Source organism: Mesorhizobium loti R88b, from assembly GCF_013170845.1.
GTDB classification, from domain to species: Bacteria; Pseudomonadota; Alphaproteobacteria; order Rhizobiales; family Rhizobiaceae; genus Mesorhizobium; species Mesorhizobium loti_B.
Map to the genome: position 1 here is coordinate 3,752,946 of NZ_CP033367.1, position 23,765 is coordinate 3,776,710.

Sequence of the window (23,765 nt, forward strand, 5' to 3'; positions counted from 1 at the left end):
GCGTCAGGTAAGGCGTGGCGTCAGGTAAGGCGTGGCGTCAGGCGATAGTCATGGGGCGCTGGGCGGCTGGACGCCGAGCCATTTCCAGGCCTCGTCTTCGTCCTCGGCCTTGAAGTGCCTGAATTCGATGGGCGACGACGCGGGCAGGGCGTGTCGCGCGTCCGGCGTCCAGTCCGGCGTGCCGATCGCCGCGCACCGGCCAATATGTTCCGGTGCGTGGACGGCGCCCTGTTTGAGGGTCTCTTCGGAGATGTCGGTCCAGTCGACGCCATCGTGATCGACCATGCGCACGGCGACGTCGATTCGCTGGTGGAGCGCATAGGCCGCCTCCAGCAGGCCAAACAGATTCTCTGCATCGGCCGCCGAGACATGCCCGACGACATCGATGGCGAACAGGTCGTCGCGCGCGGTGTCGAGGCGACGGATCGCTGGCACGGATTGCAGGAAATTCACGGCGGGGCCTCCTTGTCGCGAAATAGCGGTGCCCTTCTGGAACACTGGAAAGCCCTATCTGTTCCCATCAAAGACGCTATAGATGCCCGATCTCAAGCGCGCCGCGGCTGAACGGATGGCTGTGGCGCGCCGTTAACCCGCCTGTTTCACGGACACCAGCCCATGCCCGCAAAGCTTTCTGTCAACCTCAACGCCATTGCCATGTTGCGTAACCGGCGTGACCTGCCATGGCCCGATGTGATCGGTGTCGGCCGCCTTGCGCTTGCCGCCGGAGCGCATGGGCTGACCGTCCATCCGCGCCCCGATGAGCGTCACACCCGGCATTCCGACCTGCCCTTGATCCGGGCGCTGATCGACGATGAATTTCCGCAGGCGGAATTCAACATCGAGGGCTACCCAAGCGAGGATTTTCTGGCGCTTGTGGAAAAGCATCAGCCCGAGCAGGTGACGCTGGTGCCAGATGATCCGGCACAGGCAACCTCCGACCATGGCTGGAACTTCGTCACCGATGCGGCGTTCCTGACACCTATCGTCAGGCGGTTGAAGAAGGGTGGCTTCAGGGTGTCGCTGTTTTCCGATTCCGATCCTGCAGGTATAGCGGCCGCGCGCGATACTGGGGCCGACCGGATCGAGCTCTACACAGGCCCATATGGAAGCTATCATTCCGATTCCGCAAAAGCGGCCAACGAACTGGAAAGACTGGGAAAAACCGCCGATGCGGCATTTGCCGTCGGCCTCCAGGTCAATGCCGGGCACGATCTGACGGTGGGCAATCTGCCCGATCTGGCGAAGCGCATTCCGGCATTGGCCGAAGTGTCGATCGGACATGGGTTGACAGCCGACGCGTTGGAGTATGGCATGGCCGGCACGGTGCGTCGGTTTCTCAAGGCCTGCGGCTGGTAGGGGTATGCTTCGCTTTGCAGGTATGGCGGCCATAGCGTGCAATTGATACCGCATCGCAGCATGCATGAAGCACCGCGCGCTTGCCGGGGAGTGGTCCATGGACCTTGCCAGTCGCGGTAGCGAGGCAGAGACCGTCGAGCAATCAAGCCATTCCGGGGTCGAACAGCAAAGCACCAAGGTGCTGATGCTGGGCGCACTCGGTGTCGTCTATGGCGATATCGGCACCAGCCCGATCTATGCCTTTCGCGAGGCGCTTCACGCTTCGCCCGGCATCGATACGCGTATTCACGTGCTTGGCGTGCTGTCGCTGATTGTCTGGGCGCTGACGATCATCGTGACCGTCAAATATGTCGCCTTCGTGCTTCGTGCCGACAACAAGGGCGAAGGCGGCACGCTGTCGCTGATGTCGCTGGCGCGCAGCGCCTATCCCAGAGGCGCGCGCCTCATCCTGGCGATCGGCCTTTGCGGTGCTGCGCTGTTTTTCGGTGATTCGATCATAACGCCGGCCATCTCGGTGCTGTCGGCGGTCGAAGGCCTCAAGGTGGTGACCCCGACATTGGGCGCCTATGTCGTGCCGATCACCTTGGTCATCCTGGCCATCCTGTTTTCAGTGCAACGCTTCGGCACGGGAAAGGTGGCGGCGGTGTTCGGGCCGGTGACGGCGCTTTGGTTCCTGGCCATCGGCATTGCGGGGCTCTATCACCTGATGGACGATCCATCGATCCTGCTGGCGATCAATCCCTATTACGCGGTCGCCTATCTCGCCAGCACACCCACAGCCGCTTTTGTGACGGTCGGTGCTGTGTTTCTGGCGGTGACCGGGGCTGAGGCGCTCTATGTCGATCTTGGCCATTTTGGACGCAAGCCGATCGTGCTGGCGTGGTTTTCCGTGGTGTTTCCCTGCCTGCTGCTCAACTATTTCGGGCAGGGTGCCTTTGTCCTCGCCCATGACGGCAAGCCAACCAATCCATTTTTCCAGATGCTGCCTGACTGGGCGCTGATGCCGATGGTGGGACTGGCAACGGCCGCGACCGTCATCGCCAGCCAGGCGGTCATCTCGGGGGCTTTTTCGCTGACCCGCCAGGCCGTGCAGCTGAACCTTCTGCCACGCATCGAGGTGCAGCATACGTCCGAAATGCAACTCGGCCAGATCTACATGCCGCGCGTCAACCTGCTCATCGCGCTCGGGGTGATGTTGCTGGTCGTTGGTTTCGGCAGCTCGAGTTCGCTGGCGTCCGCCTACGGCATCTCGGTGACGGGCGAGATGCTGATGACCACCATTTTGCTGTTCGTGGTCATGCGCAAATTGTGGAAATGGACGCTGGCGCTCGCTCTGCCGCTGACCTTGCTGTTTGGCGTCATCGACAGCGGCTTCTTCCTGGCAAACATCGTGAAGATATTCGAAGGCGGCTGGGTATCGATCACCGTTGCCTGCCTGATGGGGCTGATCATGGGAACCTGGATACGCGGCACCCGCTATCTGTTCGACAAGACCCGCCGCAACGAGATCCCGCTCGATTTCCTCGCCGCCAATCTGCTGAAGAAGAAGCCGCATTTGGTGTCGGGCACGGCGGTGTTCCTGACAAGCGATCCCTTGAGTGCGCCGACAGCGCTGATGCACAGCCTGAAGCACTACAAGGTGCTGCATGAGCAAAACGTCATCCTCTCCGTGGTGACGGCGCCTCAGCCGGTGGTGCCGGACAGCGAACGGGTCAAGATGGAGACGGTCAACGAGCTGTTCATGCGGGTGACGCTGACCTTCGGCTACATGGAACAGCCCAACATACCGCGCGCGCTGGCGATCTGCCGAAAGCAGGGCTGGAAGTTCGACATCATGACGACATCGTTCTTCCTGTCGCGGCGCTCGCTCAAGGCCTCGCCCAATTCAGGCATGCCAGTGTGGCAGGACCGGCTTTTCATCGGCCTGGCGCGCACGGCGGCCGACGCCACCGAATATTTCCAGATCCCGACCGGACGTGTCGTGGAAATCGGCACGCAAGTTGCTATTTAAGGTGCATACGGCAGTCTCGTGGGCGTTCGGTATGCTGCCGTGGCGGCTAATTCAGCCCCGCAACCGTTGGATTACAGGCCATTTCCCAAGGAGCCTAGCGTTGACGGCATGGGAGCCATCACGCGACGGCACTTGATATTGCATTGCAGCAAGCGTAGAGCACCGCGCGCTTATCGGAGTGTCGTCCATGGCCCTTGCCAATGCTGGTAGTGAGGCAGAACCCGTCGAACAATCGAGCCATCCGGAAATCGAACAGCATAGCACCAAGGTGCTGATGCTGGGCGCGCTCGGTGTGGTCTATGGGGATATCGGCACCAGCCCGATCTATGCCTTTCGCGAGGCGCTGGTCGCGTCGTCCCATGGCACAGTCGCGGATCGCGGCGATATCCTCGGCGTGCTGTCGCTGATCATCTGGTCGCTGACGATCATTGTCACCATCAAATACATCATGTTCGTGCTACGCGCCGACAACCGCGGCGAGGGCGGCGTGCTGTCGCTGATGGCGCTGGCGCGCGGCAGTTTCCCCAAGCGCTCGGCGATCATCCTGGGCATCGGCATCGTCGGCGCCTCGCTGTTTTTCGGCGATGCGGTCATCACGCCCGCGATTTCGGTGTTGTCGGCGGTCGAGGGCATGAATGTCGTCACCCCTGCCTTCCAGCCCTATGTCGTGCCGCTGACCCTGGTCATTCTCGCCATGGTGTTTGCTGTGCAGCGCTTCGGCACGGGCGGGGTGGGGCTGGTCTTCGGTCCGGTGACCGCGATCTGGTTCCTGGCCATCGGCCTGTCGGGTCTCAAGCACATCATCGCCGATCCGGAAATCCTGTGGGCGATCAGCCCGCACTATATCGTTGCATTCCTGATCCATTCCCCCGACGTCGCCTTCGTCACCATCGGTGCCATCTTCCTCGCGGTGACCGGCGCCGAAGCGCTCTATGCCGATCTCGGCCATTTCGGCCGCAAGCCGATCGTGCTGGCCTGGCTGTCGATCGTGTTTCCCTGTCTGCTTTTGAACTATGCCGGGCAAGGTGCCTTCGTGCTGGCGAAGAACGGCGTGGTCGGCCATCCGTTCTTCGAGATGAACGAGGGCTGGGCGCTGATCCCGATGGTCGTGCTGGCGACCGCGGCGACCGTCATCGCCAGCCAGGCGGTGATCTCGGGTGCCTTTTCGCTGACCCGCCAGGCGGTGCAGCTCAACATGCTGCCGCGGCTCGAAATCCTGCACACGTCGGAAAAACAGTCCGGCCAGATCTATATGCCGCGCGTCAACCTGTTGCTGGCGCTGGTGGTGATGATGCTGGTGGTTGGCTTCGGCGAATCCAGCAAGCTCGCCTCCGCCTACGGCATCTCGGTGACCGGCAACATGCTCGTGACGACGGTGCTGCTTTATGTCGTCATGACCCGCATCTGGAAATGGAAGCTGTCGGTGGCGATCCCGCTGACCGCACTGTTCACTTTCATCGATATCGGCTTCTTCGCCTCCAACATCGTCAAGGTGTTCGAAGGCGGCTGGGCGTCGCTGGCGGTGGCCTTCACCATTGTGCTGGGCATGTGGACCTGGGTGCGCGGTAGTCGCTACCTGTTCGACAAGACCCGCCGCAACGAGATCCCGCTCGATTTCCTCGCCGCCAATCTGCTGAAGAAGAAGCCGCAGCTGGTTTCCGGCACGGCGGTGTTCCTGACGAGCGATCCCTTGAGTGCGCCGACAGCGCTGATGCACAGCCTGAAGCACTACAAGGTGCTGCATGAGCAGAACGTCATTCTCTCCGTGGTGACCGCACCGCAGCCGGTGGTGCCGGACAGCGAACGGGTCAAGATGGAGACGGTCAACGAGCTGTTCATGCGGGTGACGCTGACCTTCGGCTACATGGAACAGCCCAACATACCGCGTGCGCTGGCGATCTGCCGCAAGCAGGGCTGGAAGTTCGACATCATGACGACGTCGTTCTTCCTGTCACGGCGCTCGCTCAAGGCCTCGCCCAATTCCGGCATGCCGGTGTGGCAGGACAAGCTATTCATCGGCCTGGCGCGCACCGCGTCGGACGCGACCGAATATTTCCAGATCCCGACCGGACGTGTGGTAGAAATCGGCACCCAGGTGGCGATCTGATCGGCTTGATCGCTTCGACTTAGCGGGAGGCTGATATGAGCGGCGAATTGGTGCTTGTCACCGGCGGATCGGGCTTCCTCGGCGCCCACTGTATCGTTGAACTCCTCAAGGCAGGCTACCGCGTGCGCACGACGGTGCGTTCGGCCAAGCGTGAAGCCGGTGTCCTGGCCATGCTCAAAGCGGGCGGCGCCGAGCCGGGCGACAGGCTGTCCTTTTCCATCGCCGACCTGATGAGCGACACAGGCTGGCCGCAAGCGGTCGCCGGCTGTGACTATGTCCTGCATGTCGCCTCGCCATTTCCGCCCGGCGTGCCCAAGCATGAGGACGACCTGATCGTCCCGGCGCGTGAGGGCGCGTTGCGGGTGCTGCGGGCCGCACGAGATGCCAACGTCAAACGCGTCGTGCTGACCTCGTCCTTCGCGGCCATCGGCTATGGCAAGATGCCGTCCGACGGCCGCCCGTTCACTGAAGAGAGCTGGACCGATCCTAAGGGCAAGGTCAGCGCCTATGTGAAGTCGAAGACGCTTGCCGAGCGCGCCGCCTAGGACTTCATTGCCGCCGAAGGCGGTGCGCTGGAGTTGGCGGTCGTCAATCCGGTCGGCATCTTCGGGCCGGTGCTCGGGTCCGACCATTCAACCTCCACCGAATTTGTCCAGCGCATGATGAATGGCGCCATGCCGGGGCTGCCGCGCCTGTCCTTTGGCGTCGTCGATGCGCGCGACGTGGCGGACCTGCATGTGCGGGCCATGACCAATCCCGCGGCAAAAGGCGAGCGCTTCCTGGCGGTGTCAGGCGATTTCATGACCGTGCGGGAGATCGCGCAGACCTTGAAAACGCGGCTCGGCGATGCGGCGGCCCGCGTCAAGACGCGGCAGCTTCCCGATTGGCTGCTCCGGATCGTCGGATTGTTCAACCCGGAAGTCGCGCAGCTCGTGCCGGAACTGGGCAAGGTCAAGAACGCCACCAACGCCAAGGCCGTGCGCATGCTCGGCTGGGCGCCGCGATCGCGCGAAGATGCGCTGGCTGCCACCGGCGAAAGCCTGGTAAGGCTCGGCCTGCTCAAGAAGTAGCGCGGCGGGAAGTTAGAGCTGCCCGCCGCGCGGATTTCAGCCCAGCAGGGCCGCCTTGTTGGTTTCGAGGAACTGCTTCAACGGCACCGACTTGCGACCGGAGAGCTTCTCGACGGAGTCCGTCACCATGCCAAGGTCGCCGGCACGCGTTGCCGCGTCAAAGGAGACCAGAACCTTGGCGATCGGCTCGGGAAGCCCGGCTGCCTTGATCCCTTCAGTCAGAGCTTCGTCGGAAAGCTGGACGATCTGGATCGGCTTGCCGGTGACCTCGGTGATGAGTGCCGCGACTTCGGCTGTCGTGTAGGCCTTGGGGCCAGTCAGCGTGTAGGTCGTGCTGTCGCTGGCGTCCGAGGCCAGCCCCGCGGCTATGGCCGCTGCGTAGTCGTCACGCGCGCCGTACGAAATGGCGCCGTCGCCGGCCGACGTATACCAATGGCCCGATGCGAGGATCTGCGGCGCTGCCATGAACAGGTTCTCGTCGTACCAGCCATTGCGGAAGATCGTGTAGGGAATGCCACTCGCCTTGATCGCCTGTTCGGTGTCGTAATGATCGGGAGCGAAGGCAACCGCCGAACCCGGCTCGGTGTTGGGCATCGAGGTGTAGTGGAGATGACCAACACCCGCCTGCTTGGCAGCCGCGACCGCCGCGAGCTGCTGCTGGCGCCGCTTGCCCTGGATCGCCAGTTCATTGGTCGAGATGATGAGCACCCGGTCGGCACCGGCGAAGGCTTTGGCAACCGAGGCCTGATCGTCGAAATTCGCCTCGCGGACCGTGACGCCGCGCGCCGCGAGGTCGGCCAAATTGGCCGGTGTGCGGGTGGTGGCGATGATCTTCGCGGCCGGCACTTTGAAGGTGTCCAGCAAATGGTTGATGACGCTGCGGCCGAGCTGGCCGGATGCACCGGTGACGAGAAGAGTTGCGGTCATGAGGGATCCTGACGTTTGCGGGGAAAGGCGGTTCGGGCAGCGGTCTCAAAAAGAGACCAGCACTAAAATAGGAATTGACCCGGTGCCGTAAAGGAGGCAGTTTTTCGGGAGGTAGGCACAGGCAGGGAACCAGTCATGGACAGCTCGATCGTCAAACTGAGATCCAAGCTTGAGGTCTACAAAGCCATGACCGATGGCGGCAACCTGTCCGATTGCCCGGTCCGCGATGTCATCCAGGGCCTGAGCGGCAAATGGAGCTCGCTGTTGATGGCGGCGCTGGCCGAGCAGCCCTACCGCTTCGGCGAATTGCGGCGACTGGTACCCGACATCTCGCAGCGCATGCTGACCCAGACGCTCTGTGACCTGCAGCGCGACGGCTATGTGCATCGCGAAGTGTTCCCGACCAAGCCGCCGAGCGTCGAATACAGCCTGACCGACCTCGGACGCTCGATGTTCAGCGCCTTGCAGCACCTCCTGCAATGGGCGGAGAATAACCACGACGCGGTGCGTGGCGCGCGCGCTGCCTTCGACGCCGCATAATCGAGCGCTCAGCCTCGTCTGGCATACGCCTTGACGCTGTCATGGCGACCAAGCAGTCGATTCCCTTTGGCCCTCCCGGCAAACAGACCTTGCAGTCGTCACAATCGTGTGGGAGCTGACAAAATCAGCTTGGGAGTTTCAGTTGCGGCGATTCCTGATTGTACTGGTGCTGGTTTGTTCAACCGTCTTTCCGGCATGGGCCGAACAGCGCTTCGCGCTGGTCATGGCAGTCGATGCCTACAAGAACGTCCGGCCGCTGGGCAATGCCGTCAACGATGCCCAGACGATCAAGAAGTCACTGGAAAAGCTTGGCTTTCAGGTCACGCTGGAGACGGATCGCGACCTCAGGCGGATGCGCCGCGCGCTTGAGGATTTTCGCGAGGACGCTGCCGGCGCCGATGTCGCGCTGGTCTATTTCGCCGGTCACGGCGTCGAAATATCAGGCGAGAACCGGCTTTTGCCGACGGATGCCGACGCCACCTCGGTCGACACGCTGAAGGAGACCAGCCTGCCGATGGAAGAGGTGCGGGAAACGGTCTCCAGCGTCTCGAAAGTCGGACTGATCCTGCTCGATGCCTGCCGCAACGATCCGTTCGCCGGAGGTGCTGGTGCCGGGCGCGGCGTCAAGGCACTGAACGTCAAGACGACGGCGGAGGTGCGGCCCGGGCTCGGTCGTCTGGGCAAGGCTGAAAACCTGCTCTACACCTTCTCCGCAGCGCCCGGCGCGACCGCGGCCGACGGCAATGGCGAGAATTCGCCGTTTACGGCCGGCCTGGCAAAATATCTGGCGACCGACGGGCTCGAAATCCGCTCGGTGCTGACGTTGGTGCAGCAGGAGGTCTACGACCGGTCGCGCGGCGCGCAGCTGCCCTATGTCGAGAACGGCCTGCCGCAAATGTTCTTCGCCTCCAAAAGTGCTGGCCAATTGCCGGAACGGGAGCGCCTGCTGCTGGCGATGGCCGACGTGACGCCCGATCTGCGCGACGAGGTCGAGCGGCTCGCCAGGGACAAGGACATGCCGCTGGCACCGCTTTATGGCGCGCTGATCGATTCCGGCGCCAAGTCGTTGTCGGCGGACGACCGGCGCAAGAAGCTTGCCGAGGCCGCCGATGCGTTCGTGGCCGTGCGCGCGCAGATGAAGACGCTGGCGTCGGCTGACCCGACGGTCGCCAAATTGCGGCAGGACGCGCAAAGCCAGCTCGATCTCGGCGCGTTCGACACGGCGCGCGGCAAGCTTGCCGAAGCCGCCGAAATTGATGCGACCTCGCGCGATGCGCTGAAGGCAAACTTTCTTGATCGCACGCTGTCCGAGGCGACCACGCATATGATCAGCGGCGGTGCGGCGCGTTCCAACCTGAAATACGATCTGGCGATCGAAAGCTACGAGAAGGCGAGTGCACTTTACGACGATCTGGCGCGCGACAAGCTGCCTGAGGCACAGCGCAAGCAGCAGCTGGAATCGCTGGAGGTGCTCGGCGACCTGTATCTGACGGTCGGCAATCTGTCGGGCGGGCGCAGCGCCTACGAACGCCAGCAAAAGGTGGCGACCGCTCTTGCCGAAGCCGAGCCGTCCAATGCCGCCTGGCAAGACAATGTCGCGGCCAGCACGCTGAAACTGGGTGATGTGCAGCGCGACCAGGGTGACTCCTCCGCTGCATTGGCATCCTATCAACGCGGCCTGGCAATCCGGACGGAGCTTGCCGCCGGCAATGCGCCCGATGCCGGCGCGCTCGGCCTCGAGGCCGCTGCGTTCCTGAAGGTGGGCGCGCTGCACAAGCTGCAGGGCAATGACGAGATGGCGATGGCGGCCTACACATCGGCGCGCGACATTGCCGCGCGGCTTGCCGGCAAGGATCCGGCCAATGAGGACCTGCAATCCACACTGGCGCTGAGCGACCGCCAAATTGGCGAAATCCAGCAGGACAAGAAACAGCTTTCGCAGGCGCTCGCTTCGTTTGGGGAAAGCCTGGACATATCGAAGAAACTGGCCGAGGCCGCGCCCGACAATGCGCTGCGCCAATTCGATCTGGCCACCGCCTATGACGCGCTGGGTTATGCCCAGTATGACAAGAACCAGGCGGATGGCAGCGGTACGACCATTGGCGAGAGCGCGGTCGCTTCCTTCGAGACCTCGGTCGCCATCACGCGGCGGTTGATCGCAGCCGATCCCAACAACACCTCCTGGCAGCGCGGGCTTGCCGGCACTTTGGAAAGAATGGGCCAGGCCATCTATTTCAGCGATGGTGTGATCACCCATGAGGACGCCGACAGATCGCTGGCCGCCTACAAGGAGGCAAACGGGATCCGCGAACGCCTTGTCCAGTCGGATGCCGTCAACAAGCAGTGGGTGGCGGACCTGATCACCTCTTATGAAAAGATGGCCACCTGGTATGAGTTCGTCCCTGACGATGCCACCGCAATCGAATTCACCAAGAAGGCGCATCAGGCATCGTTGAACCTGGCTGCGCTCGACCCGGAAAACATGGGCTGGCAGCACAATGCGACGCTCTATCATGCCAAGATCGCCAGTTCCTACAGCCAGATGAAAGACTATGCCAACGCCTTGAAATACGATGAGGCCGGCTTGGCCTATGCGACCAAGATCGTCGAGGCGCAGCCGGACAAGCAGACCTATCAAAGCGATCTCATCGTCTTCCATTCCAGGGTCGCGATCGATAAGCGGCTGATGAACGACTACAAGAGCTATTGGGCGCAGAATGATCTGCGGCTGGAGGCCGCGAAGAAATTCGCCACGCAGTTCCCGCAAAACGTCAACAGCCTGCGCGATCTCTACGAGGCCTATGTCGAAGTCGCCGATTCCTATACGACGAATTTCCCGCAGGATGCGATGAAGCTGTACAAGGCCGCCGAAACCGCAGCGGCAAAGGCGGTGTCCATCGAACCCAAAAATCCCGAATTCGATTTCGCCGTCTACAATGCTGAGGTCAAGACCGGCTATGTGCTCGAGGATCAGGGCGATAAGGCCGGTGCCAAGGCTGCTTACGAAGCCAGCCTCAAGAGCGTCCAAAAGGCGATTGATCTCAAGCCGGACGAAGTCCTGTACACGGCCAGCCGCGATCATGCTCTCGCCAGGATCGACGGTATCAGCAATTAGCGCATTTTGCCCGGAAGCGGGGATCTGTTTGGGGGACGACATGCATTGCCTTGGCCTCGGCGCTTTTAGCGCATGATCGCGAACCGATGCCTCGACATCGCAATTGCCGGCGCCGGCCCGGCGGGGCTCGCCATGGCGCTTTATCTCAAACGCGCCGGGCACAACGTCACCATCTTCGAACGTTTCGAGGAGCCCAAGCCGGTCGGCTCCGGGCTGATCCTGCAGCCGACCGGGCTGACGGTGCTTGCCGATCTCGGTCTGCTCGCCGACATACTGGCGCTCGGCGCGCGCATCGATCGCCTGCATGGCGCCGATGCCTCGACCGGGCGCACCGTGCTCGACGTCCGCTACGATGCCCAGCGCAGCAACCGCTTCGGCCTGGCGGTGCACCGGGCAGCTTTGTTCGGCGTGCTTTTTCGCGCTGCGCAACGCGAGGCGATCGCCATCGAGACCGGCGTCGAGATCGAGACCATGGAGGCCGGCGAGCGCGCGACGCTGATTTGGGGCAACGGACGAAGGGTAGGGCCGTTCGATCTGGTCGTCGACGCCAGCGGTTCGCGCTCGAAACTGCGGCAATGTGTGGTCGGCGCTGGTGCACCGCGACCGCTCACCTATGGCGCGTTCTGGGCATCGCTTGATTGGCGCGGCGAGGGCTTTGACGAGCACGCGCTTTTGCAGCGCTACGACAAGGCCAGCGTGATGATCGGCGTGCTGCCGATCGGCCGGCCGGAACCCGGTGCTGAAAAGATGGCGGCCTTCTTCTGGAGCCTGAAGCCCGATGATGCCGAGGCGGTTCGCGCCCAAGGCATCGACGCCTGGAAGGAGAGGGTGGTGAGGCTGTGGCCGCAAAGCGAGGCGTTCGCCAACCAGGTCGACAGTTTCGACCAGCTTTCGCTGGCCCGCTACGGCCATCACACGGTGAAGCTGCCAATTGGCCGGAGACTGGCCGTCATCGGCGACGCCGCGCATTCGACCAGCCCGCAACTCGGGCAAGGGGCGAATATGGCGCTGCTCGACGCCGCGGCGCTCAGCCATGCGCTGGCGCGTACGCAAAGCGTCGAGGCAGCGCTTGAAGCCTATGCCAAGGCGCGGCGCTGGCACGTGCGTGTCTTCCAGGCGCTGTCGCTGGCGTTCACGCCGTTCTACCAGTCGGATTCGGTGGCGCTGCCCTTCATCCGCGACAGGCTGGTGGCGACCATCGCAAAAATCCCGCCGGCCCCGCAGTTTCTCGCCTCGATGGTCGCCGGCACGGTGATCGATCCGTTCAGGCGGGCAGGGCTCCGGGAAGCGCGGTGGGATTTCGGACAAAATCGGGGTCATGATACGACCGCATCATAGAGTTTTCGTCCGGGCCAATCGCATGCATGTCATGTTCAGAGCGCGAAAATCGCAAGGTCCGATGCGCATCGTTGCAGCTGTCCTGGGGATGCTGGTCGTGGCGTTGCCTGTACCTCCGGCACACGCCCAGGCGCCAGGCCAGGCCAGCCAGCAGGGGGCGGCAGACAGTGAAGACGCGCTGAGGGCTCGCATCGACGCTGCTTACAAGCTGATGATGGACGCAGGACGCTTCGATGAAGGCTACGCGCAGTTGCGGGCAACGCTGCTCGATGCCGCCAGAAGCGACTTGTACGAGTTTACCGTGGAGAGCTACTCGAACGCCGGCGGGACATTTCTCAACAACCAGATCCTCGACAACGCCGAGGAGATTTTTGCTGAAGGCCTGAAAACCAGGGCGATGCAGCAGGATGTCGAGAAGCGCGGCGATTTCTATCTCAACTACGCGATGCTGAAGCAGGCCGAGAAGGACTATCAGGGCTTCGTTTCCATGTGCGCGACAGCAACCAATCTGTACGCCCATTACCACGGCAACGAATCCCACGAACTCATGTATGCCAATGATGTGCTGGCGACCGGGGTTGCCGCATTCGGTCAAATCGCTTCAGCTATCAATATCGAGCAGCGCAATCTGAAATTGGCCGAGCAGGTAACTGGCACCGACGATCGTTTCATCTGGAAGCTGCAGAACAATCTGGCCGATATGCTGCGCCAGATGGGGGCTCCGACACGCGCCTTGCAGTATGATCTGGCCGTGCTGGAGAATCGCATCGGCTATTACGGGCCAAATCACTTCAATGTTTTGGCCAGCGCCAACAATACCGCTCAGGACTATCTGGACCTTGGCAAATACGACGAGGCCTTGCGCTACTTCCAACAGGACCGGGACATTGCCGTTGTCCTGAAGCAGGAAGGCAATCTGGTCGAGCAAGCCGATGCCTGGCTGCTCTACACGAGGGTTGTCTCCGGTACGCAGCCCCTAGACGACCCAACGCTGGCACGGCTGCAACAACTGACCATCGATCCCAGCTATCCCGAAATACTGGCAATCAAGATCGCCAACCTCCTTGCCTCGCATTTCGCGGCCGGAGGCGACACCGAAAACAGCATGAGCCAACTTGAACGAGCCCAAAGCATCGCCGAAACAACATACGGGGTGGTGCACCCGCTGACCTTTGCCGCACGTCAGGCCAAGGCCAATCTCAAGGCGAAAACGAATCCAGAGGCGGCGGCCGCCGATTTCGCCGCTCTCGACGAGGACATGCTGCGTTGGAATTGGTTCCAGGTAAGCACGGCCGGTAACCCTGTTGTCGCCGAGGCCAGCCGCGCCTTGGCCGACGATATGCTGTACGACTATGCGCGCCTCGCAAAAGACAAGGCTTCGGTGGTGCCAGCGTTTGCCGAAGCCGTGCGCCGCTGGCCGACGCTTGAGAATGAGAAACGCGATCTGTTGCGCAGACTGTCCCGCCTGATCGATCCGAACGACACGGAGACACGGAATTTGATCCAGACCGGTATCCGGCTGTCCCTAGCCTATCAGGAGGCGGCTTCCAGCGGTGACAGTTCCGATGATCCAGGTGTGGTGCAGCCGGAACAGGTTCAGGCGGCGTACGAAAAGGCCACCGCCAGAGTCATGGCCAAATACAGTTTCAGTCAGAGCGTGGTGGACAAACCCTTGCCGTCAGCCAACCTGCTGCTGAAGCCCAACGAGGCACTGGTCGACTACTTCATCACCCGCAAATGGCGGGCGGATCGCGAGAGTGCCGATCCGCTGGAAGACGAGCGCCTCTATGCGATCGTCACGCGCAAGGACCAGAAGCCCCGCCTCTACGATCTCGGCGATTCGCGCCGGCTCATCCCGGCTGCTCACGAAACACGCATGGCAAATTTGCGGTCGACACGTTCCGCGCAGGAACGCGGCGCCGTGACCTTGATCGACCTGAACGCCACATTCTCCGGGCTGTATGCTGGTCTGATCGCGCCGTTGGAATCGTCGCTTGGCGGCGCCGACACGCTGTTCGTGGTGCCGGACGGCAAGCTGTTCTCCGTGCCGTTTCCCCTGTTGCAGGACAGCAAAGGCGCAACGCTCGACGACCGCTTCGTCGTGCGCATGCTGACGCGGCCGGAATCGCTGCTGAATGCCGGCGTCGATCAGAGTTTTCCCAAGACCGGCAAAGCCCTGCTGGCTGGCGGTCTGGACTATGCCCGAGGGTCGGAAAAGGGAGCGGAGCCGCTGCCGGGCACAGCCAGGGAGGTCGACGCCATCGCCTCGATCCTGCGCGGCGATGCCTATTCGGTCGAAATGCTGACCGGAAAGGCGGCCAGCGAGCGGACGCTGCGCGAGGATATGGAGCAGGCGACGATCGCGCATCTGGCGACCCACGGCGCCTATCGTGACGAGAAAGAGGGCGGCGTGGGCGCGGTGAATGCGCTCTGGCAAAGCCAGGTCGTGCTGTCGCAGTCGGGAGACCGGCAGTCGATGAAACGCGACGATGAAGACGGCCGGCTCTACGGCATGGAACTGATGAACTGGGACCTGTCGGGCCTCGACCTGCTTGTCCTGTCGGCTTGCGAGACGGCCCGAGGCCAGGAGACATTTGTCGGCGGTTTGCGCGGCCTGCCGACGGCAATCGATATCGCCGGCGCCAAACGCTCGCTGCTGACGCTGTGGCCGGTGGACGATGCCGGAACCGCAGCCTTCATGGTCGGCTTCTACCGCCGTCTTGCGGCCGGGCAGACCTATCCGGAAGCGTTGCGCCAGACCCGCCGCGATGCTCGCGACGGCAAGATATCAGGCGCCCAGGACCCGCGGGTCTGGGCCGCCTTTGTCATGTTCGAGAACTGAGGCCGTTCAAAGTGGGTGTTTGCCCGGGTCTGTCATTCAAGCCGATCGTGCCAATGCAAATGGTCCGGCTTGATCGTTTCGATGGATGAGGCTCGACAGAAATGAGCCCTTCGCTTGCAGGAAAGCATGCAGGCGCTGCGGATAATCGGGCCGCACGGCGTCCCTGATCGATGTGCGATCGTTCAACGCTTTCCGCCAGGCCTGGACGCGCGGCTTGCCGTCCAGGATGGAGAAATCGCCGATCCTGTCGAAAGCGTCTAGATATCTGAAAACAGGCCCGAACACCGCATCGACAAGCGAGAAGCTGTCGCCGGCGAACCATGGACCACGGGGCCGGGTATCGTCCGCCAGTTGCGCCTCAAGGCGGCCAAACATGTCCGCCAGCGCGCTGGATTCGGCGAGGAAGGCCGCCTCATTTGACGCCGAATAGAACCGGCCGATGGCGTTGAGGGTGGCCGAGCCGAACTCGATCCAGGCGCGGTGCCGGGCACGGGCATAGGGGTCGGCGGGGTGCAGCGGATTGGCCTGTGTCTCCTCGAGGAATTCGAGGATGACGGCGGATTCGAAGATCGTCGTTTCCTCGCCGTCGCGCTGGACGCGCAGCAGCGGCACCTTGCCGAGGGGCGAAATGGCGTTGAACCACACAGGCTTGTCGGCGAGGTCGATGTCGAGGCGTTCGAACGGCACGCCTTTCTCGGTCAGCGAGATCGCCGCGCGCTGGACATAGGGGCAGAGAGGGTGGCTGACGAGGGTGAGCTTGTCGGTCATGTCACTCTGCCCAGACATAGTTCAATGCGCCGCCCTCGACGCGCGTCGACAGAAACATCAGGCGAGAACCCTTTGGTGCCGGGCCGTCGAGGCGATCGCCTGATGCCATGTCGAAAGCGGCGCCGTGCCATTGGCAGACCAGCCTGCCGTCCGTGCAGTCGAGCGGTCCACCGAAATGCAGGCAGACATTGGCGGCAGCGCGGATGCGGTCGCCACTGCGATAGACATGGACCTCACGGCCGAAGAACGGGGCGATCAGGCTGCCCGTTTGCGGGATATCGGCAACCTTGCAGATTTCATGTTTCATGGTTTTGCCTTCCGAGTATTGATGTAATTGCATCTATGTAGATGCATTTGCATTGATCGTCAAGCTTGATGCATCTGCATCTATCGCCTAGGGTAAGCCATGATCGAAAAAGCCACGCCTTCGCCGGAAGCCATCAAGGCCTGGGCCCGCCTGATGCGCGTGTCGCGCCAAATGGTGGAGAGTGCCGAAGATGCATTGAAGGAAGGCGGCCTGCCGCCGCTTGCCTGGTACGATGTCCTGCACGAGCTTGCCGAGGCGGGCGAGGGCGGCTTGCGCCCGTTTCAACTGACCGAACGTACCCTGTTTGCGCAATACAACATCTCGCGGCTGCTCGCCCGGCTCGAGGCGGATGGACTGGTCGAAAAACTGCCGGTGGCCGATGACGGTCGCGGCCAGACCATCCGCATCTCGGCCAAGGGACGTGAGACGCGCCGCCAGATGTGGGCCGTCTATGGCCGGTCGATCGCCGAACTGGTCGGGGCCAGGCTTTCGCCGGATGAGTTGAACACGGTGTCGGCGCTGCTCGGCCGGCTGCGCCATCCGCCTGTGGGCGAGTGAGGCTGACCGGCACTGAGCGGCTGTTGCGCACCGTCGCCTTTTGCCGCCAAATATTTCTACCTTTCCCCTTGCGTCGGGTGGCGGATTGCGCAATATGCCGAACCGTAACGTACGGTACTCCCGTTGATTGACGGCGCACTGTGCCCCATCGAACAGGAACCGAGCGTGTTGCAGGCCAACGCCGATATCGACAACAGCGAAGCGCTGACGGAGCGGCAGAAGGCCGTTCTGGATGCAGTGCTGCGGCTGCTGGTCGAGGAGGGCGATCAGTTGACCATGACCGCCGTGGCGCGGCGCGCCAGCTGTTCGAAGGAAACGCTCTACAAATGGTTCGGCGACCGTGACGGACTGTTGACCGCGACGGTGCAGTGGCAGGCCTCCAAGGTGCGCGTGGTGTCTGTCGACGGCAAGGGCCTTGATCTCGCCTCGCTGACGGCCAGCCTTGAAGGCTTCGCTTCCGACTGGCTGAAAGTGATTTCGAGCGACACGTCGATCGCGCTCAACCGGGTAGCGATCGGCCATGCCGGGTCGGGCAAGGACAACCTTGGCGCCGTCGTGCTGGAGAATGGCCGTTTCGCGCTGGCGAGGCGGCTGAAGCCGGTGCTCGAGGCCGGACGCCATGCCGGGCTCCTGGACTTTACGGATGCCGAGACGGCGTTTCGTAGCTTTTTCGGGCTGGTCGCCCGCGATGTGCAGATCCGTCTGATGTTGGGTGACCGGCTGGAATTGACTGAGGCGACGATCGGCGGCGATGCCGTCCGCGCGACGCAGCAGTTTCTCGCTCTTTACGGAGCAAAAACCGGCCGCAAGGCCTCTGATTCATAAAACGGGAAGGAAGTAAAATGCGCGTCTATTACGATCGTGATGCCGATCTTAACCTGATCAAGGGTAAGAAGGTCGCCATCATCGGCTATGGCAGCCAGGGCAGGGCGCATGCGCTCAACCTCAAGGATTCCGGCGCCAAGGAGATCGCCATCGGTCTCAAGGCCGGCTCGGCGACCGCCAAGAAGGTCGAGGCCGACGGCCTCAAGGTGATGAGCGTGGCGGATGCCGCCAAATGGGCCGACCTGATGATGATGGCGACGCCCGACGAATTGCAGGCCGACATCTACAAGAATGAAATCGCGCCGAACATTCGCGATGGTGCGGCGATTGCCTTCGCGCACGGCCTCAACGTGCATTTCGGCCTGATCGAGCCGAAGTCGACGGTCGACGTCGTCATGATCGCGCCGAAGGGGCCTGGCCACACGGTGCGCGGCGAATACCAGAAGGGCGGCGGCGTGCCGTGCCTGGTTGCCGTCAACCAGGATGCCTCGGGCAATGCGCTCGACCTGGCGCTGTCCTACGCCTGCGGCGTCGGCGGCGGCCGTTCGGGCATCATCGAGACCAATTTCCGCGAGGAATGCGAGACCGATCTGTTCGGCGAGCAGGTCGTTTTGTGCGGCGGTCTGGTCGAGCTGATCCGCGCCGGCTTCGAGACGCTGGTGGAAGCCGGCTACGCGCCCGAAATGGCCTATTTCGAGTGCCTGCACGAGGTCAAGCTGATCGTCGACCTGATCTATGAAGGCGGCATCGCCAACATGAACTACTCGATCTCGAACACCGCCGAATGGGGTGAGTATGTCTCGGGTCCGCGTATCATCACCGCCGAGACCAAGGCCGAGATGAAGCGCGTGCTGAAGGACATCCAGACCGGCAAGTTCACCTCGGAATGGATGCAGGAATACCGCGCCGGCATGTCGCGCTTCAAGGGCATCCGCCGCAACAATGACAGCCACCAGATCGAGGAAGTCGGCGCCAAGCTGCGTGCGATGATGCCCTGGATCTCGAAGAACAAGCTGGTCGACAAGGCCAAGAACTGATCGAAATCCACGTCTTGCCCCTGCGCGTCCTCGGGCTTCGCCCTGCGGTCGCGCGGGGGATTTCAAGAACAAGCTGGTCGACGTGGCCAAGACTAGGGTCCGAACTCAGATGTACCTGATATGGCCCACTGCGAGATGGTCGCCGTGGGCTTGTCGCTACGACTACGCGGGTACGAGCCCGTGGCGCAGCATGACCTCCTTCGCCTTGGCCAGGTCGGGCTTGCCGGGAACATTGATTACCTCGGCAATTTCGTCGAAGTAGCGGCGCCCGATAGACCCCGGCGTAAGCACGGCCAAAGTCCGCGATACACCGTCGTGCAGATTCTCGTGGTGGTGGACACTTCCGCGCGGAATGAAGATGGCATCGCCGGCGCCGAGCTCCTGCTTTCGGCCATCAACGGTAATTGTCAAAATGCCCTCCAGCCCATACAGCGTTTCGTCAGCCTCCTGATGGTAGTGGGGCGCCGGTACGCGGGCGCGGGACGGGACAATGAACTCAAACACGGTTGCACCTTTGTCGGTGACCAGGAAGCGCAGTTCCAGTTCACCGATCTTCAGGACGCTCTGTGTACCCGCTTCCATCGACATGCTCCTTGTTGTAAAGTGGCTTTACATGATTTGTAAAAGGACTTTACATTGATGTCAACGGCCGGTGAAACGACAGAGCCCGACAAAGAGCTGGGCCCGCCGTTCTTCGGGGCTCTCCTGCGCATCACCTGGCAGCACGTTCGCAACCAGATGCACAGGGCCATTCATGACGCCGGCTTCACCGACTTTCAGGACGCTCACTTCGCCATATTCTCGTATCCCCTTCCGGATGGCGTAAGGCCGTCGGAACTGGCTCGCCAGAAGCGAATGTCGAGGCAGGCGATCAACTATCTCCTCATCCAGCTCGAGGAGCTCGGCTATATCGAACGGCGCTCTCCCGAGGGCAGCGACCGGCGCCTCATCTACCTGAGCGCGCGCGGGTGGCAGCTTGTCGAGACGATTTTCACCTGCCTGCGGCGGTTGCACGCGGAATGGGCGGAGGAGATCGGTGAGCAGCGGTTCAACGACTTCCTTGGCGTGTTGAAGCAGCTGGCCGCGAGGGCGCAGCAGGATGACTCCAAAGATCCAGGCCAGTAGCCGAACGATCGCGGCTGGCGCGCTGCACGTCACTATGCCCGCAGTTGCGTTGAGCCGTTGTTTCAGCGAGGCCCGCCGACAAACGGCGCCGCTATGCGCGGCGCCGTTTCATGGGGATCCGTCAGTCACAGCAACTCAGCTGTAGGGCGAATAGCACTGCTGGCGCGGGCCGCCATAGGGCTGGAACGTGTTGTCCCAGGACCGGTACGAACGGTAGCGGTTGTAGCACCACTGGACATGGGCGTTAGAAAGCCGCCCGGCGCGATAGTAGCGGCGCGGCGGCGGCGCATAGTAGCCGTCGTTGTAGTAGTTGTTGCTGTACATGCTGCCGAGGCCAAGCCCGAGGCCCAAGCCCAGGATCGCGGCACCAGCGTCGTCATCATAATAACCCCCGCCGCGATGGCGCCAACCGCCGCGATTCCAATGGCGGTCACCGTTCCAACGACCGCCGCCATTCCAATGGTGGCCGCTCCAGTTGCCCGACCGGCGCCATCTGAAATTACCGCCATTGTTGTTGCCGCCGGCCCAACTGTCGCGCACGTCTGTGACTGTCGGAGCGGCAGTGCTGGTCGGAATCGACAGGTTCGGCTGCATGATCGGCCCGGCGGCGGACGGCGCCGTGATGCCGGAGACAATGCCGAGCGCTATCAGCCCGGACTTTATGGTGGAAGAAAAGAGCGAGTTCATTTGCACTCTCCAAGAGTTACAGGCCCCACGCCTACCCTGGAATGGGCTCACTGTGGGGGTTTGGATCTGAACGACGGATGAACGGAAAGGTTCCGTCAACCATGGCGTGAAGGCCGCCAGGACCAATCGATCTAAGCATGTGGTCCTGCGATCTTGTTTTCTCCAGCACATGCGGGCAAAGGTCAGGACATGTCGCTGCGCCTTGCCACCTTCAATGTCGAGAACCTGATGAACAGGTTCGATTTTTCCGGCTATCGCAACCAGCTCAACGAAGATCGCACGCTGGCGCTGTTCGATATCCAGAGCGAGGCCGAGTACAAGATGCTGGAGCAGGCCCGTGCCATCGCGCAATCCGACGACACGCGGCAATTGACGGCGCTGGCGATCGCGGCCACCCGGGCCGACATGATCTGCATGCAGGAGGTCGACAACATCGAGGCTTTGAAGGCCTTCGAGTACGGCTATCTGTTCAAGATGGTGGGGCAGGGCTACCGGCAGAAATACACCACGTCAGGCAATGATTCGCGCGGCATCGACGTTGCTGTGATGATGCGCAACGAGACGGCACAGGGCCAGCCGATCGAATTCGTACGCATGACCAGCCACGCCTACGTCACCTATGAACAGTTCGGGCTGCATACACCGGAGCTGGCGGCGCTCGGCAACCAGGCCAATGAGCGCATTTTCCGCCGTGATTGCCTGGAAATCGACATCACCGTCGGCGGGGTGCCGCTGACGCTCTACCTCGTGCATTTCAAGTCGATGGGCTCGCCCCGCAACGGGCTTGATGGACGCGAGGCGACGATGCCGGTGCGCAACGCCGAGGCACAGGCGGTGCGCCGCATCATCGAGGAGCGCTTCGGTGGGGAGCACGCCGCCGACAAGCGCTGGGCGATCTGCGGCGACATGAACGATTACCGGCAGCGCGTGAAGATCGCCGGCGACGAGGTCGATGGTTACCGTTTCGAGGTGGTCGACGAGGCCCAGTCCTGCATCAACGTGCTGACGGCGGGCGGCTTCTGCGAAAACGTCGTCGAGCGGCGGCCGGAAATGAACCGCTGGAGTTTTTATCACACACGCGGGCCGCAAGAGCGGCATCTCTGCCAGCTCGACTACATCCTGTTGTCCAGGGGGCTGGCGGCGAAGAACGCCACTGCTGTGCCCGACATCATCCGCAATGGCCAACCATGGCGCACGATCTTTCCGCCGGGCCAGGAGGTCGAGCGTTTCCCGCGCGCCGGCTGGGACCGGCCGAAGGCGTCAGACCATTGCCCGGTGGCGATCACGCTGGACATGGCGTGACGCGCATGAGTTTCGACCTGCCGCGCAATGTCATCCTGCCGGTCGATACCGTCGACGTCCGGCTCGATCCTGGCCCGCATCCTTTCGCGCTGGATAATGGCGAGGCGATCGCCGAGAACTGGCAGCGCGAGATATCGGCCAATCCGGCGCTGTTTGACGGTACCGTGGTGCTCTTGTCCGCACTCGCCTGGCGCGACCGGCGCCTGGTTGGTCGCTGTCACGCCGTCAGCTACTCCGCCTTCATGCTGTGGCGTAAGCAGCGCGCAAATTCAGGCGCCGAGCATGCCTATGGCCATGCCATGCTGGTGGCCGGCGACAACGCGCTGGTGGCGATCCGCATGGGCTCGCACACGGTGGGTGCCGGCAGCGTCTATTTCGCCGCCGGTTCGTTCGAACCGATCGATTTCCGCGACGGCCTTGTCGACGTCGATTTCAACATGATCCGCGAGGTGCGCGAAGAGACAGGCCTTGACCTGTCCGCTGCCAGGCGCGGTCCGCATTGGCATGCCCTGTCGACCACGAGTGGCACGGTCATCTTCCGCCGCTATCATGTCGATGGAACGGCTGACGAGATTGCTTCGCACATCCGTACCTTCGTTGCCGCCGAGGTCGATCCGGAAATCGAGGGACCGGTGATCATCCGCCATGCAACCGATCTGCCGGCAGGATTGGCGCCGCATATGAAGCCTTTGGTCGAATGGCATTTCGCGGGAATGGAATAATCCCGGCTACGGTGACTTGATCGCCTGATGTTGCGGGCCGGGCGTGGGCTGGCGCTGATCCTCTTTGCGGGGCTTGCCGTAAATCTGGGCTGGCGGTTTGGTTCCGGTTCAGCACGCGCGGTTTCGCCTGGCCTGCAACAAAAATGACGGTTGTATTCCCGACATGATCCCGCCGGCCTTGCAGGGCCTGCGCCGGCCATGTGAAACACCGCAGGCCACCCCGTTGATTACTGGATATCGCCCATGAAATTGCTTTTGCTTGCTACCGCCGCTCTGTGTGTCCTGACGGCACCGGCCCTTGCATTCGACTGCAGCAAGGCGACGACGCAGGTTGAGCACCAGATATGCGGCAGCAAGGCCCTGCGCCGGGCCGATGATGAGATGAGCACGGCCTATGCGAAATTGTTGCGTGCCGTCGACGATCCAGAAATCCACGCCGCGCTGATCGAGAGCCAGCGCCGCTGGATCAAGGCGCGCGACAGTGGCATCAATGACCCGGCCACCCTCGAAGCCGGGGGCACGGACGACGATTCCGCTCCACCGAGTTGGGCCCAAGTCCTCACGCGCGTGACACAGGACCGCACGGCCTTTCTCAAGAAGACGTCTGACGGCAAGCCCGCCTTCGTCGCCAGCGCGCTTGCGCAGCGCAAGGCGCTCGGCGTCAGCGGAAATGGTCCATGGGCGGGGTTCTCGACCAACTGCACTTTCATTCCCGACCGGCAGCACCCGAACGACTATACCTACAACTGCTTCGGCAGCATGAGCCGGCAGAATGGCGACAGGGTCTGTGTCGAAGCCAACGATTTCGCCTCCTACACGTCGCAGACCACCCGCACCGTGGTCGATATTGTCGACGGCCGGGCGCGGACGCGGGCAAAATGCGGCCTCGGCAATGACGGGGTCAAAACATGCCCCGACGAGCCCGTCGATGGGAAAGCGCCCGATGGCGGCTGGGACATGACGCCGGATACGAGAAAGGCTGAAGCGCCGGGCAAGCCGGACCTGAAGTTGGACCCGGAGGCGTCGGAAACCGTTGCCGATGCCGATTGGATGAGTGGTTGCCTCGCGGACAAATCCTTCCCCGCTGGCGGCACCAATCCCTGATCGCCACAGGCAATAAGCGCTGCT

The 23,765-nt window shown here is 62.4% G+C and carries 20 protein-coding genes and 1 pseudogene; 15 read left to right on the forward strand and 6 right to left on the reverse strand.

The window, feature by feature from the left end; translation table 11 throughout:
* Positions 1-48: 48 nt before the first annotated feature.
* Complete coding sequence (locus tag EB235_RS18310; protein ID WP_027029610.1) at positions 49-453, reverse strand: STAS/SEC14 domain-containing protein; 405 nt, start codon at positions 451-453, stop codon at positions 49-51.
* A gap of 162 nt (positions 454-615) precedes the next feature.
* Between EB235_RS18310 and EB235_RS18315 the strand changes: the two genes are divergently transcribed.
* The 4 genes and pseudogenes from EB235_RS18315 (at position 616) to EB235_RS18330 (ending at position 6,544) form a co-directional block, all read left to right on the forward strand.
* Positions 616-1,356, forward strand: coding sequence for a pyridoxine 5'-phosphate synthase (locus tag EB235_RS18315; RefSeq protein ID WP_027029609.1), 741 nt, complete (start codon positions 616-618; stop codon positions 1,354-1,356).
* Between the two features lie 97 nt (positions 1,357-1,453).
* Complete coding sequence (locus EB235_RS18320) at positions 1,454-3,367, forward strand: potassium transporter Kup (protein WP_027029608.1); 1,914 nt, start codon at positions 1,454-1,456, stop codon at positions 3,365-3,367.
* A gap of 187 nt (positions 3,368-3,554) precedes the next feature.
* Entirely contained in the window at positions 3,555-5,474 is a 1,920-nt protein-coding gene (locus tag EB235_RS18325; RefSeq protein WP_027029607.1) for a potassium transporter Kup, read from the forward strand.
* Positions 5,475-5,509: 35 nt separating this feature from the next.
* Positions 5,510-6,544 (forward strand): annotated as a pseudogene (locus EB235_RS18330) (SDR family oxidoreductase).
* Between the two features lie 36 nt (positions 6,545-6,580).
* Here EB235_RS18330 and EB235_RS18335 read toward each other — a convergent pair.
* Positions 6,581-7,471, reverse strand: coding sequence for an SDR family oxidoreductase (locus EB235_RS18335; RefSeq protein ID WP_027029606.1), 891 nt, complete (start codon positions 7,469-7,471; stop codon positions 6,581-6,583).
* 135 nt (positions 7,472-7,606) lie between these two features.
* Here EB235_RS18335 and EB235_RS18340 point away from each other — a divergent pair, with 135 nt between their 5' ends.
* The 4 genes from EB235_RS18340 (at position 7,607) to EB235_RS18355 (ending at position 15,306) form a co-directional block, all read left to right on the forward strand.
* Complete coding sequence (locus tag EB235_RS18340) at positions 7,607-8,011, forward strand: winged helix-turn-helix transcriptional regulator (RefSeq protein ID WP_027029605.1); 405 nt, start codon at positions 7,607-7,609, stop codon at positions 8,009-8,011.
* Between the two features lie 142 nt (positions 8,012-8,153).
* A complete protein-coding gene (locus EB235_RS18345) occupies positions 8,154-11,126 on the forward strand; it encodes a caspase family protein (RefSeq protein WP_051429592.1) in 2,973 nt (990 codons plus the stop codon).
* Positions 11,127-11,198: 72 nt separating this feature from the next.
* The gene (locus EB235_RS18350; RefSeq protein WP_032925415.1) at positions 11,199-12,464 is read left to right on the forward strand and encodes an FAD-dependent oxidoreductase; all 1,266 of its coding nucleotides are present in this window, start codon (positions 11,199-11,201) and stop codon (positions 12,462-12,464) included.
* A gap of 61 nt (positions 12,465-12,525) precedes the next feature.
* A complete protein-coding gene (locus EB235_RS18355) occupies positions 12,526-15,306 on the forward strand; it encodes a CHAT domain-containing protein (protein ID WP_167334855.1) in 2,781 nt (926 codons plus the stop codon).
* Positions 15,307-15,342: 36 nt separating this feature from the next.
* Here EB235_RS18355 and EB235_RS18360 read toward each other — a convergent pair whose 3' ends face one another.
* Positions 15,343-16,074 (reverse strand): glutathione S-transferase family protein, encoded by a 732-nt coding sequence (locus EB235_RS18360; RefSeq protein WP_032925413.1) that lies wholly within the window; start codon positions 16,072-16,074, stop codon positions 15,343-15,345.
* 1 nt (position 16,075) lies between these two features.
* Positions 16,076-16,381 (reverse strand): Rieske (2Fe-2S) protein, encoded by a 306-nt coding sequence (locus EB235_RS18365; protein ID WP_027029601.1) that lies wholly within the window; start codon positions 16,379-16,381, stop codon positions 16,076-16,078.
* 99 nt (positions 16,382-16,480) lie between these two features.
* On the opposite strand from EB235_RS18365, the gene EB235_RS18370 reads away from it, so the two are divergent.
* From EB235_RS18370 to ilvC, 3 genes are all read left to right on the forward strand, one after another.
* Positions 16,481-16,939, forward strand: a complete 459-nt coding sequence (locus tag EB235_RS18370; protein ID WP_027029600.1) for a MarR family winged helix-turn-helix transcriptional regulator — start codon at positions 16,481-16,483, stop codon at positions 16,937-16,939.
* A 168-nt stretch (positions 16,940-17,107) separates the two neighbouring features.
* Positions 17,108-17,764 carry a TetR/AcrR family transcriptional regulator gene (locus tag EB235_RS18375; RefSeq protein WP_432431169.1) on the forward strand — a complete coding sequence of 219 codons (657 nt, stop codon included), beginning with the start codon at positions 17,108-17,110 and terminating at the stop codon, positions 17,762-17,764.
* Positions 17,765-17,781: 17 nt separating this feature from the next.
* Complete coding sequence (gene ilvC / locus EB235_RS18380) at positions 17,782-18,801, forward strand: ketol-acid reductoisomerase (RefSeq protein ID WP_013531065.1); 1,020 nt, start codon at positions 17,782-17,784, stop codon at positions 18,799-18,801.
* 162 nt (positions 18,802-18,963) lie between these two features.
* Here ilvC and EB235_RS18385 read toward each other — a convergent pair whose 3' ends face one another.
* The gene (locus tag EB235_RS18385) at positions 18,964-19,383 is read right to left on the reverse strand and encodes a cupin domain-containing protein (protein ID WP_027029598.1); all 420 of its coding nucleotides are present in this window, start codon (positions 19,381-19,383) and stop codon (positions 18,964-18,966) included.
* A 57-nt stretch (positions 19,384-19,440) separates the two neighbouring features.
* Here EB235_RS18385 and EB235_RS18390 point away from each other — a divergent pair, with 57 nt between their 5' ends.
* Complete coding sequence (locus EB235_RS18390) at positions 19,441-19,926, forward strand: MarR family winged helix-turn-helix transcriptional regulator (protein ID WP_027029597.1); 486 nt, start codon at positions 19,441-19,443, stop codon at positions 19,924-19,926.
* Between the two features lie 135 nt (positions 19,927-20,061).
* Here EB235_RS18390 and EB235_RS18395 read toward each other — a convergent pair whose 3' ends face one another.
* Positions 20,062-20,613, reverse strand: a complete 552-nt coding sequence (locus EB235_RS18395; RefSeq protein WP_027029596.1) for a BA14K family protein — start codon at positions 20,611-20,613, stop codon at positions 20,062-20,064.
* Between the two features lie 189 nt (positions 20,614-20,802).
* On the opposite strand from EB235_RS18395, the gene EB235_RS18400 reads away from it, so the two are divergent.
* From EB235_RS18400 to EB235_RS18410, 3 genes are all read left to right on the forward strand, one after another.
* Complete coding sequence (locus EB235_RS18400) at positions 20,803-21,915, forward strand: endonuclease/exonuclease/phosphatase family protein (RefSeq protein ID WP_027029595.1); 1,113 nt, start codon at positions 20,803-20,805, stop codon at positions 21,913-21,915.
* A gap of 5 nt (positions 21,916-21,920) precedes the next feature.
* A complete protein-coding gene (locus tag EB235_RS18405; protein WP_027029594.1) occupies positions 21,921-22,637 on the forward strand; it encodes a hypothetical protein in 717 nt (238 codons plus the stop codon).
* 243 nt (positions 22,638-22,880) lie between these two features.
* On the forward strand, positions 22,881-23,741 hold the full coding sequence (locus EB235_RS18410) for a lysozyme inhibitor LprI family protein (protein ID WP_051429591.1): 861 nt from the start codon (positions 22,881-22,883) through the stop codon (positions 23,739-23,741).
* Positions 23,742-23,765 lie beyond the last annotated feature (24 nt).